The organism is Streptomyces sp. NPDC058295, assembly GCF_042880655.1.
Taxonomy (GTDB): domain Bacteria; phylum Actinomycetota; class Actinomycetes; order Streptomycetales; family Streptomycetaceae; genus Streptomyces; species Streptomyces coriariae.
The window spans coordinates 25,894-39,195 of the sequence record NZ_JBHVYO010000021.1; the positions used below are offsets into that span (position 1 = coordinate 25,894).

Genomic DNA, 13,302 nt, shown 5'->3' on the forward strand with positions numbered 1-13,302 from the left:
TAACCGTCCCGTCCGCAGGAGCCGCGCATGAGCCCCGCCCACCCGCCCGGACTCGATCTCGACCGGCTGCGCGACCTGCTGGAGCGCGAGCGTCCCGGTCTGGTCGACGGCCCCCTCACCGGCCGGCTGATCGAGGGCGGACGGTCGAACCTCACCTACGCGGTCTCCGACGGCACCACGAAGTGGGTCGTGCGGCGCCCTCCGCTCGGGCACGTCCTGGCCACCGCGCACGACATGCGGCGCGAGCACCGGGTGATCAGCGCCCTGCACCCGACGAGCGTGCCGGTGCCGCGCCCGGTGCTGCTGTGCGAGGACCCCGACAACGAGGCGGCGCCCGGAGCGCCCTTCTACGTCATGGAGTTCGTCGAGGGCACCCCCTACCGCACCGCCGGCGAACTCGCCCCGCTCGGCGAGCGGCGCACCCGGGACGCGGTCCTGTCGCTGGCGGACACCCTGGTGGAGCTGCACGGGGTGGACCCCGCCGCGGTGGGCCTGGCCGACTTCGGCCGCCCCGAGGGCTTCCTCGACCGGCAGCTGCGCCGCTGGGGCAAGCAGTTGGACGCCTCCCGCAGCCGCGACCTGCCCGGGATCGACGAGCTGCACGCGGCGCTCGGCCGCGGGCTGCCGCACTCCCCCGCCCCGGCGGTCGTGCACGGCGACTACCGGCTCGACAACGTCCTGATCGGCGACGACGACACGATCCGGGCGATCCTCGACTGGGAGATGTCGACGCTCGGCGACCCGCTGACCGACCTGGGCCTGCTGGTGATGTACAGCGTGCCGCTGGTACTCCCCGACTCGCCCATCTCCACGACCGCCTCGGCACCCGGGCACCCGTCGCCCGCCGAGCTGATCGAGCGGTACGCGACCCGCTCGGGGCGTGACGTCTCGGCCATCTCCTGGTACACGGCGTTCGCCTGGTTCAAGCTCGCCGTGATCCTGGAGGGCATCCACTACCGGTACACGCTGGGCCAGACGGTCGGGCGCGGCTTCGACCGCATCGGGGAGCTCGTCCCCGTCTTCATCGAGCACGGACTGACCACACTCCAGGAAGGCTGACCGGCATGGACTTCGCGTTCGACGCACGCACCGAGGAGCTCCGCGCCAGGCTGCTTGCCTTCATGGACGAGTACGTGTACCCGGCCGAGCCCGTCGCCGAGGAGCAGCGCGCGCTGCTCGCCTCGCCGTGGGACACCCCGGCCGTGGTCGAGGAGCTGAAGGAGCAGGCCCGCAGCCAGGGCCTGTGGAACCTGTTCCTCCCCGACGCCGAGCACGGCGCCGGTCTGACGAACCTCCAGTACGCGCCGCTGGCCGAGATCACCGGCCGTTCCCCGCAGTTGGCGCCGACGGCCCTGAACTGCGCGGCCCCGGACACCGGGAACATGGAGGTGCTCGCCCAGTTCGGTGACGAGCGGCAGCAGAAGCAGTGGCTGGAGCCGCTGCTGGCCGGGGAGATCCGCTCGGCGTTCGCGATGACCGAGCCGGAGGTGGCATCCTCCGACGCCACCAACATCACCACGCTCATCCGGCGGGACGGCGACGAGTACGTCGTCACCGGGCGCAAGTGGTACATCTCCGGGGCGATGAACCCGGACTGCAAGATCTTCATCGTGATGGGCAAGACGGACCCGGACGGCGCCGACATCCGCCGTCAGCAGTCCATGGTGCTGGTGCCGCGCGACACACCCGGCGTCACCGTCAAGCGCGCCATGAAGGTGTTCGGCTACGAGGACCACTCCCACGGCGGCCATGCCGAGGTGGTCTTCGACCAGGCGCGGGTGCCGGTGACGAACCTGATCGGCGAGGAGGGCGGCGGCTTCGCCATCGCCCAGGCCCGGCTCGGCCCCGGCCGCATCCACCACTGCATGCGGCTGATCGGCATGGCCGAGCGGGCGATCGAGCTGATGTGCCGCCGGGCGGTCTCCCGCGACGCGTTCGGCAAGGCGCTGGCCCAGCAGGGCGTGGTCCACAACTGGATCGCGGACGCGCGGGTGACGGTCGAGCAGCTGCGGCTGCTGGTCCTCAAGACCGCGTGGATGATGGACACGGTCGGCAACCGGGGCGCCCACTCGGAGATCCAGGCCATCAAGATCGCGACGCCTCGCGCGGTGGTCGACATCATCGACCGCGCGATCCAGCTGCACGGCGCGGGCGGCGTCAGCCAGGACTTCCCGCTGGCCGAGCTGTACGCCGGCGCCCGCACGCTGATGATCGCCGACGGCCCGGACGAGGTCCACCAGCGGTCGCTGGCGCGGCGGGAGTTGAAGAAGTACCTGTAGCGGCGAGCCGTATCCGCGAGAGGAACCAGGAAGGCCCCGGCGTCGTCGCCGGGGCCTTCCTCACTTCGTCACGGGCCCGCTCACGCGGGCGAGCCGCCCGCCTCCAGGAACTGCCGGTAGACGAGGTCCAGCAGGGCCGCGTACGCGTGTTGGGAGCGGGCGACCTCCAGATCGCCGCCCGTGGCGCCCGCAGCGAGCCGCTCGGTCCGCTGCAGGAGCTCCTCGAGTTCCGCGAGGACGTCGACCGGCGCCGGCTTGAAGATCCCGCTCTCCACGAAGCGGATCACCGTCGTCACGTACTCGTCGGCACCGGCCAGATCACTGTGCGCGAGGACCAGTTCCCCGCTCGAACCGCTCCGCGGGAAGCCGGGTCGGAGTGGGTCAGCGGATTGTTGACGGCGTAGGTGTAGCCGTGCATCTGCTGCGGGTCGGCGGCCGTGAAGACCGGGTCGACGGACAGGAAGCGGCCCGTCGCCCGGTCGTACTCGCGGGCGCCCAGATGGGTCAGGCCCGTGGCCTCGTCGGCGGTGCCGCCGACGAAGCCTTTGGTGCCGGGCCAGGAGGTCGGCTGGGTGCCGCGGAGTTCACCGAAGGGCTTGGTACGGCGCTGGCCGAGCGCCTGGGTGGCGGCGTCGACGGACAGCTGGGCCGTGCCGTGGTGGTCGGCCAGCGTGAAGGAGATGTTGCCGTCGTCGCTCTGTACCGCCTGGTGGCCGCCGCCGAGGTCGAAGTAGCGGGTGCCCTTGGCCGCGGTCGCGCCCTTCGGCAGGGTGACCTCGGTGGCGCCGAGGGAGAGCGTGGTCCCGGTCGGGGTGCGGCCGATCAGACGGTTGCCGTCGGCGTCGTACAGATACTCCGTGACCTTGGCGCTGCCGCTCTCGACGGGCTGGGTGACCTTCGCCAGGTGGCCTTCGGCGTCCCAGTCCAGGGTCTGGGAGGTGCCGTCGCCGAGCTTGACGGTCCCGGTGGTGGTGTCGACCGAGGTCAGCTTGTGCGAGCCCGGCTGCGGGTAGTGGTAGACGCGCTGGGTGTCCGACCCGCCCGTGGCGCTGTGTCCGGTCTCGGTGAGCCGGTTGCCGACCACGTCGTAGGTGTAGGAGTCCCAGTAGGGGGCCGACCCGTGCCGCCGCCGGAGAACTCCAGGCCGACGGTGGCCGCCTTGGGCGCGACCATGCCGCCGTCGGCCTCGACCAGCGCGGTGTCGATCGACTGCCAGGTGCCGTTGACCCGGGTCCGTACCGGGCGCAGGTACTCCCGCGCCTCCAGGTCGCCCTCGGGGGTGGCGTACACCTCGCTGCTCTCACCGCGCAGCGAGGCCACCTCGACGTTCGTGCCGGACCGCTTCGCCGCCGCGAGCGCCTCGTCCTCGGAGGCCGCGGACGCCGCGGAAGCGCCGGCGGCGCCGCTCGCCGTGCCGCTCGTCGGGCCGGCCTCCGAGGCCACCGAGGCCTTCGCGGCGGCGGTCTGCGGCCGGGCGGCCGCCGTGGGGAGCGCTCCCATCTGCAGCAGCCCCACCACCAGGGCGACCCCTAGGCCGAGCACCGCCCCACGGCCCGCTCTCGGGTGTTTTCTGCCACCGCTCGACATCCGTTCACACTCCCCCGCCTTGGCATGATCAGCTCATAGCGCGGGTCAACGTACGGTCGGATCATGGCGAGTCGGCGAAGGGACACCGGCGGAACGGTTAACTCCGGGTATGGCGATCGTCAGGGGCGCAGCGCCCGCAGCAGCAGATCGGCCAGATGGTCGGCGACCTCCTGCGGCCCCATGGAACCGTCCGGGCGGTACCAGGTCGACAGATGGTGGACGGAGCCGAAGTGGTAGTCCACGACCAGGTCGGCCGGGGTCGCCGTGGAGAAGACGCCGGCCTCCTGGCCCTCCTCGACGAGGGCACGGAAGCGTTCGTGGTAGCGCCGGCGCTCGGCCCGCACCTGCTTGTTCTTCTCGGGGCTCAGGTGGTGCATCGAGCGGAAGAAGATCGACGCGTCGTCGAGGTTCTCGATCGTCGTGACGACGACGTCCGCCGCCGCGCCCCGCAGCCGCTTCTCGATCGGCTCGTCGGCGTTCGCGAAGGCGTCCAGACGCTCCTGCTGCACACGCAGCACGCGCGCGTACACCTCGTGCAGGAGGTCGTCCTTGGAGCCGAAGTAGTGGTACAGCGCACCCTTGGTGACGCCTGCCGCCTCGACGATCTCCTGCACCGAGGTCCGGTCGTAGCCTCGCTCGGCGAAGAGCCGGGTGGCGGCGGCAAGGAGCCGTTGCGGAACAGGAGCCTCTGCACCGTCCGTCGTCCTGGGCACTGCCGCCACCTGCCTTCCTCTATGCCGCATCGGCGAGCCGTACCGGCTGTCGTGCTGCTGATCTGACGCTGATTGTCACTGACTGTCCTGTGGACGGGAGCGCAGCTCCCGACGGAGGATCTTGCCACTCGCCGTCTTGGGCAGGTCGGGCAGGATCACCACCTGGCGCGGATACTTGTACGCCGCCAGCCTGTCCTTGCAGTAGGCCGCGAGCGTATCGGCATCCGCGTCGGCGCCGGGACGCAGGCTGATGTACGCCTTGACGGTCTCCCCGCGGTAGCCGTCCGGCACCCCGACGACGGCCGCCTCGCGCACCGCCGGGTGGGTGTACAGCACGTCCTCGACCTCGCGCGGCCACACCTTGAAGCCGGACGCGTTGATCATGTCCTTCTTGCGGTCGACGACGTACAGCCAGCCCTGTTCGTCCATGAAGCCGATGTCGCCGGTGCGCAGCTCGCCGTCGGGGAAGGTCTCGGCGGTGGCCTCGGGGCGGCGCCAGTAGCCGGGGACCACCTGCGGACCCCGCACGAGGATCTCGCCCTGCTCACCGAAGGGCACCTCCGCGCCCTGCTCGTCGACGATACGGACGACCGTGTCGGGCCCGGGCACGCCGACGGCGAGGGTCCCGGAGGCCGGGTCGACCGGGGCCTCGTGCTGGGGCGGTACGGAGGCGCAGGGCGCGGTGCACTCGGTGAGTCCGTAGCCGTTGCGGATGTACGGCCCGAAGCCCGCCCGGAACTTCTCCACCAGGGCGGGCGGCACCGGCGCGCCGCCGGAGGAGATGTTCACGAAGGACGCGAAGTGGTCGCGGGTGACGTCGGGGTGGGCCGCCAGCGCCATGAAGGCGGTGGACGGGCCCACCGTGTAGTGCGGCTTGTGCTCGGCGAACGCCTCCAGCACCAGGCCCGCCTCGAAGCGGTACGTCAGGACGAGGGTCCCCGCGCTGTTCAGACAGGCGCCGAGCTGGCAGACCATGCCGGTGATGTGGAACAGCGGCGCGAGGGCGTAGTAGACGGGCGCCTCGGGCAGGCGCAGCGCGGTGCGCTGCCGCTCGGCGTTGACCATGATGTTGCGGTGGGTGTTGGTGGCGCCCTTGGGTGCGCCGCTCGTGCCCGAGGTGTAGCTGATCAGGGCGATGTCGGCGGGGGCGGCCTCGCGGCCCTCGGGCGCCTTGTGGCCGGCGCGGGCGACGGCGGTGAGATCGTCGGCGTCCGGTGCCTGCGGGAGCCGTTCGAAGCTCAGCACGCGCGCGTCGCCCCGGGTCTGGAAGTCCAGCTCGCAGCCGGTGAGCACGATCCGCACCGGCGAGTCGGCGACCGTCTCCCGCAGATACGACTCCCAGGCCCGGTCGGAGCAGATCAGCGCGGCCACCTCGCCGTCCCGCAGGACGTGGGCGACCTCGCCCGACTTGTACATCGGGTTGACGGGGACGACCGTCGCGCCCGCCTTCCAGGCGCCGAGCAGGGCGAGGACGAAGAGCGGCGAGTTCTGCAGCAGCACGGCGACCCGGTCACCGGGCTCCAGGCCGCGCGCGGCGAGGTGACCGGCCACGGAGTCGCTGAGCTCGTCCACCTCGCGGTAGCTGAGCCGCCCGTCGAAGTAGGCGAGGCAGGTGCGGACGGGGGCCTCGGCGACGGACCTGCGGAAGGCGTGCACGAGGGAGTCGGCCGGGTCGATCGGCGCGCGCTGGGCCTCGTCGAGGAGGGCCACCCAGGGCTTGGCCTCGTAACGGGAGGCGGACACGGTCATTCGGCGGTCTCCCACTTCTGCTGGAGGTGGTTCATGTTGGTCAGCCAGCGGTCGGGATCCTGGGCCCGCACCTGGTAGTACCCCGCCACCTCGGGGTGCGGCAGGATCAGGAAGCGGTCCTCCGCGATGCCCTTGAACAGGGCGTCCGCCACGTCCTGCGGCTCGATCGCGGTCGGCTTGAGCACCAGGTCGCCCGCGCTGCCGGTGGCGTCCAGCATGTCGGTGCGGACGCCCTGGGGACAGATCGCGTGGACCTTGATCCCGCGGTGGCGGTAGGTCAGCGAAAGCCACTCGGCGAAGGCGTAGGCGCCGTGCTTGGTCACGCTGTACGGGGCGGCGCCGATCATCGTGAGCAGCCCGGCGGCGGACACGGTCGACACGAACCGGCCCCGGCCGCGCTCCAGCCAGTCCGGGAGCAGCGCGTGGGCCGCGCGGACATGGGCCATGACGTTGACGTCCCAGGCGAGCCCCCAGACGGCCTCCCCGGCCGCCTCCGAGCCGCCCGAGGCGACTCCGGCGTTGGCGCAGTACACGTCGACGGTGCCGCCGAGCGCCTCCCGGGCCCGGTCGACGATCTCGGAAGCGTCGCCGGGTACCGCGATCCCGCCGATCTCGTCGGCGACGGCGTGCGCCCGGTCCGCGTCCAGGTCGTTGACGACCACCCGGGCTCCCTCGGCGGCGAAGCGGCGGGCCAGCGCGGCCCCGATACCGCCTCCCGCTCCGGTCACGACCACTCCGGCATCCTGCACGGCTTCCACCATCGGTCTCCTTCGACGCGACTGCGGCACGAATCGGCTCTACCGACAGACTAACCAGTCGGTATGTTGCGGCGGAAGGGGTGCCCCGGATCGGCTCGGACCCGTTCCGGCGGGCCGGGCCCGATCGCCCCCTTGTACGGATGAGGCGTGACGTATGGCCAATTGCCCCCGTTCGCAGGACGATACGCGCACTTGGCGCACCGCTCGGGGGACGAGGGGGCCTGTCATGGCGGATCCGGCGATGAGCGTGACCCCTTACTGGGAGCTGACCTTCGACGCCGACGGGGACGCCGACGGCGCACGCCGGGACCGGCTGCTGACCGGGGTGAGGCGGAGCGGTGTCCGTGACCTGATCGTCTTCGCGCACGGCTGGAACAGCGACCGCTCCGGCGCGACCCGGCTCTACAGCCGCTTCTTCGCCCCCATCCCCACGCTGGCCCCGGCGGCGCGCATCGGCTACGTGGGTGTGGTGTGGCCGTCGATGCGGTTCTCGGACGAGCCGATCCCCGACCTGCCGCGCTCCGCGGTGGCCGAGGAGACCCGGCGCCCGGCCCTGGACGGGGACACCCGGCACGCGCTCCTCGAGACGTTTCCCGGCCGGGCCACGGTGGTCGACCGGATCGCACGGCTGCTGGAGCAGCGGCCGCCCGAGGAGGCCGAGCTGGAGGAGTTCGGCCGGCTGGTGCGGCTGCTGGTGGACGTGGTGCCACCGGGACCGCAGGCCCTGTTCGGGGCGGACACCCTGGCGGAGGGTGTGCCGCAGGACGAGCCGGAGATGTTCGCCTGCCCGACGGCGGTGGCCTGCGAGCAGTTCGCGCGGGCCCTGTCCGGCCTCGACTCCGCACCGGGGGCCGGGGAGTTCGCACTGCCCAACCCGTGGGAGGGGGCGCACGAGCTGCTGCGACAGGCGACGTACTACGCGATGAAGCGGCGCGCCGGGACGGTCGGTGAGCGTGGACTGGGGCCGCTCGTCGGGCGGTTGGCGACGGTGGCGCCGGCCCTTCGGGTGCATCTGGTGGGGCACAGCTTCGGCGGGCGGCTGGTGTCGTTCGCGCTGCGGGGGCTGCCGGACGGGGTGCGCACGGTGAAGTCCGTGACGCTGCTCCAAGGGGCCTTCTCGCACTACGCGTTCGCCCCGCGAGGGGTGCTCCAGGGCCAGCAGAACCGGATCGACGGCCCCCTGGTGTGCTGTTATTCACGCTTCGACCAGGCGCTGAGCACGATGTACCCGCTGGCCTCGCGGATGGCGGGCGACGCCCAGGGGCTCGTCGGGGAGGCGCTGGGCGCCAAGTGGGGCGCCCTGGGGCACGACGGGGTGCAGGCCGTGCCGGGCACGCACGCGCGCGTGCTGGCCGACGCGCTGTCCCGGCCGCTGCCGACGGCGGGGTGCGTGAACGTCGACGCGGCGGCGGTGGTCCGGCGCGGCGGGGCGCCGGCCGGGGCGCACAGTGACATCGTGCACCCCGAGCTGGCGCGGCTGGTGCTGGCGGCGGGCCGGATCCGCTAGGACCCGACCCGCCCTCGTACGGACCACCGGTGTGGCGTGACCACCGGTGTGGCGTGACTACCGGTGTGGCGTGACTACCGGTGTGACGTGAACTCCACCACCTGCTGGAAGGTGGGACGGTTCTGCCAGCTGATGTTGCCGTGCTTGATGCCGCCCAGGGTGCGCTGGACGATCGAGTCGGCGCACCACTGGTTGCCCGCCGCGCACAGGGCGTCGCCGGGGTAGACCTGGGCCGCGGTCTTGCCGGCCGCCGTCTTCAGGGTGCTGATCAGGATGTCCCGGCAGCTGCTGACGGTGCCGCTGCCGCAGTACTTCTGGGGCAGCGCGCCCTGCACCGACTCGCCGAGCACGGACCGGATGTCCTTGTCGACGTAGCTCCACCAGCCGTACTGGAAGGAGCTTCCGGCGTGCGCCCCGGTCGGGCCGTGGGCGGCTGATGGGGTCTCGTCGATCGGCAGGTTCGCGGTGAACGCCGTGTACAGGCTCGTGCCGAGGCCGGGTTCGAACTCGGCCTTCACCAGCAGCGGCCACCAGGCGTCCAGGATGCGGATCGCGTCGGCGTCGGCGTACGTCTTGGAACCGGCCGCCGTCTCCGTCCGTTTGCCGCCCGCCGTCAGCCAGGTCTGGAGCCTGGTCACCGCGGCCGCGGCGGTGGAGTCGGTGACCGTGGAGCTGTTGATCACCTTCAGCAGGTCGGGCAGGACGTCCTCGGCGCGCAGGTCGGCGAGGGCCGCGTCCGCCATCGCCTTCGTCAGGGACGCGCGCGTGACGCCGCCGGCCGCGACGAGCTTCTTCACCCGGTCCTCAAGCAGGTTGCCGCGGTGCACGGACCCGTCGCCCCAGGAGGCCGTCGCGTAGTCCTTGGCCTGCTTGTTGTTCCAGGAGATGTAGTAGTCCTGGTCGATGGAGTTGGGATGAGCCGAGGCGGGGGTGTACGCGGCCGTGTTGGTGGCCGGCACCCAGCTCTTCCACTCGTACGCCGACTGCGCCCACACCGGGAACTCGGCGTCGACGCCGCTCGCCCGCACCGGGTTGTCGCCGCTGTTGTAGTACGCGGTGTGCGTGGAGTCGGCGTAGAACCAGTTGAAGGTGTAGTTGATGTGCTGCACCGCGCTCTGGAAGGTCTGCGGGCTCTTCACGTAGTCGGGGTCGTTCAGCATCTGGAAGCCGATGATCGAGTCGGCCTCGTGCATGAAGGACGAGCGCAGGGTCGTGTAGGCGACCTTCTTGCCGCCCACGGTCGCCCGGTATTCCACGGGACCGTACTTGGTGCGGTACACGCGCATCGTGTACGAACCGGCGGCCGTCGCGTCGGCGGTGGTGGGCTTCCAGGCGTTCTTCTGCTCCACCACGTCCATGGCCGTGCAGGTGCCGTGGAAGAGGTAGTGGTAGTCGTCCTGGCAGAGTTCGACCGCGTAGGTGTCGATGATGTCCTGGCCGGAGGTCGTGGCGCTCCACGCGTAGTCCTGACCGCGGCCCAGCTCGACGTACATGCTCAGACCCGCGAAGGAGGCGCCGCGGGCGCTGATGCCCGGCCCCTGGATCTCCTGGAGCATGAGCAGTTGCGGGGCGAAGTAGCCGGTCTGCGGGCCGAAGACGGCGATCGGGTGGCCGCTCGCGGTGGCCTGGCCGCTGACCACGAGGGCGTTGGACATGCCCCGCCTGGCCGAGCCGAGGGCGGTCGCGGTCGCCGTGGCGGAGGTGGCGGTCGCCGTGGCGTCGCCCCCGGTGCCCGTGGCGTCGTAGATCAGCGGCTCCGAGGCCACCGAACCGGTGTCGGGCAGTGCCACGCCCTGCGGGCTCGCGGGCTTGGTGGCGTAGGGGAAGCTCTGGCCGTTGTGGACGGTGAGCACGGCCTCGGGGTCGTTGCGCTCGCGGAACGCCTCCCAGACCTGGGTGCCCTGTGCCACCCCGTACTTCTCCTGCGCGGCGAGCAGCGACACCGCGTTGGTGACCTCGCCGCCGCCGCCCGAGCCGAAGAGCGCTCCGATGACCGAGGCCAGCGCCACCAGATCGGTGATCTTGAAGTGGTCGATGGTGCCCGCGTTGGTGATTGAGTCCTTGTGGCCGGTCAGGACGTATTCACCGGGGAAGTAGCGGCCGCTGTCGGAGGCGTCGATGTAGGCGTTGATGCCGGCCAGGTAGGCGTTGGCGTCGGCCAGGGCCTGCTGGCCGCGGGTGCCGTTGTTGGCCACCGCGTTGTCGATCTGGGCCTGGAGGTCTGCCTCGGTGTACGGAGCGTTACGCCAGAACTGCTGTTCAAGACCCTGGTTGGAGGGGTCGCCGCCCGCGAAGGCGGTGAGCTGGCCACGGCCGACGTGCCGGAAGACGTCCATGAGCCACAGCCGGTCCTGGGCCGCCGCATACCCGGCGCCGAACTCGGTGCCGTATCTGGTGGTACCGGTGATGTGCGGTACGCCCGTCTTCTTGTCGCGGACGATCGCCACGTCGCTGCGGCCCGCCGGACTCAGGGTGGAGGCGACTTGATCGGAAGCGACACCGAACGACGCGTCGTTGAAGAACGTGTTGATCGTGGCGTTGGTGAGCGTGGGGTAGCCCTTGGCCAGGTTGGCGTAGGGGCCGAGCTGGTCCTCGGCGTGGTCGGGCTGGGTGCCGAAGGCCTGGTTGAGGAGGATCTGCGCCAGGGTGGCGTTGCCGTTCTCGCCGGGCGGCAGGACGTCGGAGCACTGGCCGCCGCAGTAGTCGTTCGCCGCCGTGACCTCGGCGGCTGCCGCCACTTGGGAAAGCGGCGACAAAAGACCGGCAATCAGCGCGCATACGGAGGCTGTCTTCAGGAACCCGGGGAATCTGCCGGGAGTTCTCAGTCTGTCGAGAGTGAAGCGGGGGGTTCGCCGTGGCATCGGCTGCTCCTAGCGACGGGGGGGTCGGCGGAAGGTTACCGCCGGTATCCCCGGGATTGAAGATGAACATGCGTCAAGTTTTCGGCAGGTGGAGGTCCTCGGAAATCGGATGGAGCCGAATCGCATGTCGATACGTCTATTCGACGACGTCCGTACGACGACGCCGAAGTGACCGAAGTGCAGATGCAGATGTGACGGAGGTGCAAGGCGATGGCCGGTTTCCGGAGTCTGGCGAGACAGGTGCGAGACCCCCGGTGCGATCTGGCACTGCGGCGGTACTCCCTGCGCAAGTGCCTTGAACGGTTCGCCCCCTACGGACACCGCGCGACCTGGGACCACCTGTGCTCCCGGGCCGGGTTCGGTCCGGAGGACCGCTCCCCCGATCCGGCGCGGCTCGTGGCCGCGTTGGACGAGCTGGAGGAGGCGCGGGCGGTGTGGCTGGCCTACGAGGTCGAGTTCGCCGAGCGCCGCAAGAAGGAGAAGCACGACGGGCTGCGCAGGCCCGGCACCGTGGACGACTGGCACCGGCTGACCTGGGGCGGCTTCGGCGTCGCCTGGTGCGACGACCCGCGGCTCCACCCCCGTGAGCCGCTGGCCGACGTGCTGCGCAAGCTGATCGCCGCGCTGGAGCGGGCACCGGGTTCCGGCTGCCCGGTGTGCGGCGGCGAGCGACTGCCGTGGAGGTACGACCTGGATCACGAACCGTCGTCCGGCCCGGTCTGCGCGGACTGCGGAATTCTCGTACCGCGCCCCGTGCTCACGCCCGAGGCCCTGGCGTACGCCAGGAGCGGACGACTGCTGGTGTCGGCCTGACACCGGCCCGAGCTCTGCCCAAGGTCGGCCCCCGGCCGGCCTGAGAGCACGGCGGGGGTGCGCCGGGGATGCCGCACCCCCGGTTCTGCCGGTGCAGCCGACCGAGGCCGTCGGCCGCCACCGTCGACCGAGCCGTCGGCCGCCACGGTCGAGCGAGGCCGTCGACCCACCCCGTCGGCCAATGCCCTTGACCGACGCCGTTGTCAGTGGCGGGTGTCACCATCGAGGCATGGTGCAGGTCTGTCTCAACGGAGCGCGCGGCGCCGCGGACGGTGCGATCGTGCCGCTGACGCCCGAGGCGATGGCGGACGCCGCGGCCGAGGCCGTCGCGGCGGGGGCCACGGATGTCCATGTCCACCCCAAGACGCCGTGCGGGCAGGACACGATGTCGCCGCGGGTGGTCGCGGCGACCCTCGACGCGATCCGGGCGCGGGTGGCGGTGCCGGTCGGTGTGACGACCGGTGCCTGGGCGCACCCGGACCCGGCGGCCCGGCTCACCCGGGTGCGCGACTGGACGGTGCTGCCCGACCACGCCTCCGTCAACTGGCACGAGCCGGGCGCGGAGGAGCTGGCCACCGCCCTTCTCCACCGAGGCGTGGGCGTGGAGGCCGGCATCTGGTCCGGTACGGACGGGGCGGCACGGTTCGCCCGCTCGCCCCTCGGCCCGAAGGTGCTGCGGGTGCTGGCGGAGGTGACGGACACCGCCCCGGACACGGCCGAGTCGACCGCGCACGCTCTCCTGACCGAGCTCGGCACCGCGTTCGGCCGTCCGGTTCTGCTGCACGGGGAGGACGGCGGCGCGTGGCCGGTACTACGGCTGGCGGCGCGGCTGGGCCTGCCGACCCGAGTGGGCCTGGAGGACACACTGACCCTTCCGAACGGCGAACGGGCTTTGTCCAACGCCCAGTTGGTGGCTGAGGCGCTGGCCCGGCACGGGTGAGTCCGCCGATCGGAGGAGGGACGCTACCAGCCGATAATCAGGTCGCTCCATTCCTTTCCGGCGGGGACAGTTGGGGGGATGAAACCCAACTGAGC

The 13,302-nt window shown here is 71.5% G+C and carries 10 protein-coding genes and 1 pseudogene; 5 read left to right on the top strand and 6 right to left on the bottom strand.

What is annotated here, in order from left to right:
- The first annotated feature begins 27 nt into the window (after positions 1 to 27).
- A complete protein-coding gene (locus ACFVYS_RS22930; RefSeq protein WP_389504678.1) occupies positions 28 to 1,059 on the top strand; it encodes a phosphotransferase family protein in 1,032 nt (343 codons plus the stop codon).
- Positions 1,060 to 1,064: 5 nt separating this feature from the next.
- Positions 1,065 to 2,279 (top strand): acyl-CoA dehydrogenase family protein, encoded by a 1,215-nt coding sequence (locus ACFVYS_RS22935; RefSeq protein WP_389504679.1) that lies wholly within the window; start codon positions 1,065 to 1,067, stop codon positions 2,277 to 2,279.
- A gap of 80 nt (positions 2,280 to 2,359) precedes the next feature.
- Here the strand turns inward: ACFVYS_RS22935 and ACFVYS_RS22940 are convergent, their stop codons facing one another.
- The 5 genes and pseudogenes from ACFVYS_RS22940 to ACFVYS_RS22960 all read right to left on the bottom strand — a co-directional run bounded on the left by ACFVYS_RS22940 (position 2,360) and on the right by ACFVYS_RS22960 (position 7,089).
- Positions 2,360 to 2,575, bottom strand: coding sequence for a hypothetical protein (locus tag ACFVYS_RS22940; RefSeq protein ID WP_389504681.1), 216 nt, complete (start codon positions 2,573 to 2,575; stop codon positions 2,360 to 2,362).
- A gap of 68 nt (positions 2,576 to 2,643) precedes the next feature.
- Positions 2,644 to 3,399: pseudogene (locus ACFVYS_RS22945) on the bottom strand (RHS repeat-associated core domain-containing protein); the annotation flags it as partial.
- 586 nt (positions 3,400 to 3,985) lie between these two features.
- Positions 3,986 to 4,579, bottom strand: coding sequence for a TetR/AcrR family transcriptional regulator (locus ACFVYS_RS22950; RefSeq protein ID WP_389504683.1), 594 nt, complete (start codon positions 4,577 to 4,579; stop codon positions 3,986 to 3,988).
- Positions 4,580 to 4,654: 75 nt separating this feature from the next.
- On the bottom strand, positions 4,655 to 6,328 hold the full coding sequence (locus ACFVYS_RS22955; RefSeq protein ID WP_389504685.1) for a class I adenylate-forming enzyme family protein: 1,674 nt from the start codon (positions 6,326 to 6,328) through the stop codon (positions 4,655 to 4,657).
- Positions 6,325 to 7,089: an SDR family oxidoreductase gene (locus tag ACFVYS_RS22960; protein ID WP_389504686.1), complete on the bottom strand. Its 765-nt coding sequence runs from the start codon at positions 7,087 to 7,089 to the stop codon at positions 6,325 to 6,327. The genes ACFVYS_RS22955 and ACFVYS_RS22960 overlap by 4 nt, the downstream gene beginning before the upstream one ends.
- A 223-nt stretch (positions 7,090 to 7,312) precedes the next feature.
- On the opposite strand from ACFVYS_RS22960, the gene ACFVYS_RS22965 reads away from it, so the two are divergent.
- The gene (locus ACFVYS_RS22965) at positions 7,313 to 8,593 is read left to right on the top strand and encodes a serine-threonine protein kinase (protein ID WP_389504688.1); all 1,281 of its coding nucleotides are present in this window, start codon (positions 7,313 to 7,315) and stop codon (positions 8,591 to 8,593) included.
- Between the two features lie 74 nt (positions 8,594 to 8,667).
- On the opposite strand, the gene ACFVYS_RS22970 is transcribed toward ACFVYS_RS22965, so the two are convergent.
- Positions 8,668 to 11,454: a penicillin acylase family protein gene (locus tag ACFVYS_RS22970; RefSeq protein ID WP_389504689.1), complete on the bottom strand. Its 2,787-nt coding sequence runs from the start codon at positions 11,452 to 11,454 to the stop codon at positions 8,668 to 8,670.
- Between the two features lie 210 nt (positions 11,455 to 11,664).
- Between ACFVYS_RS22970 and ACFVYS_RS22975 the strand changes: the two genes are divergently transcribed.
- Both ACFVYS_RS22975 and ACFVYS_RS22980 read left to right on the top strand, forming a co-directional pair.
- Positions 11,665 to 12,267 carry a hypothetical protein gene (locus ACFVYS_RS22975; RefSeq protein WP_389504691.1) on the top strand — a complete coding sequence of 201 codons (603 nt, stop codon included), beginning with the start codon at positions 11,665 to 11,667 and terminating at the stop codon, positions 12,265 to 12,267.
- A gap of 229 nt (positions 12,268 to 12,496) precedes the next feature.
- On the top strand, positions 12,497 to 13,207 hold the full coding sequence (locus ACFVYS_RS22980; RefSeq protein WP_389504693.1) for a 3-keto-5-aminohexanoate cleavage protein: 711 nt from the start codon (positions 12,497 to 12,499) through the stop codon (positions 13,205 to 13,207).
- Positions 13,208 to 13,302: the final 95 nt, after the last annotated feature.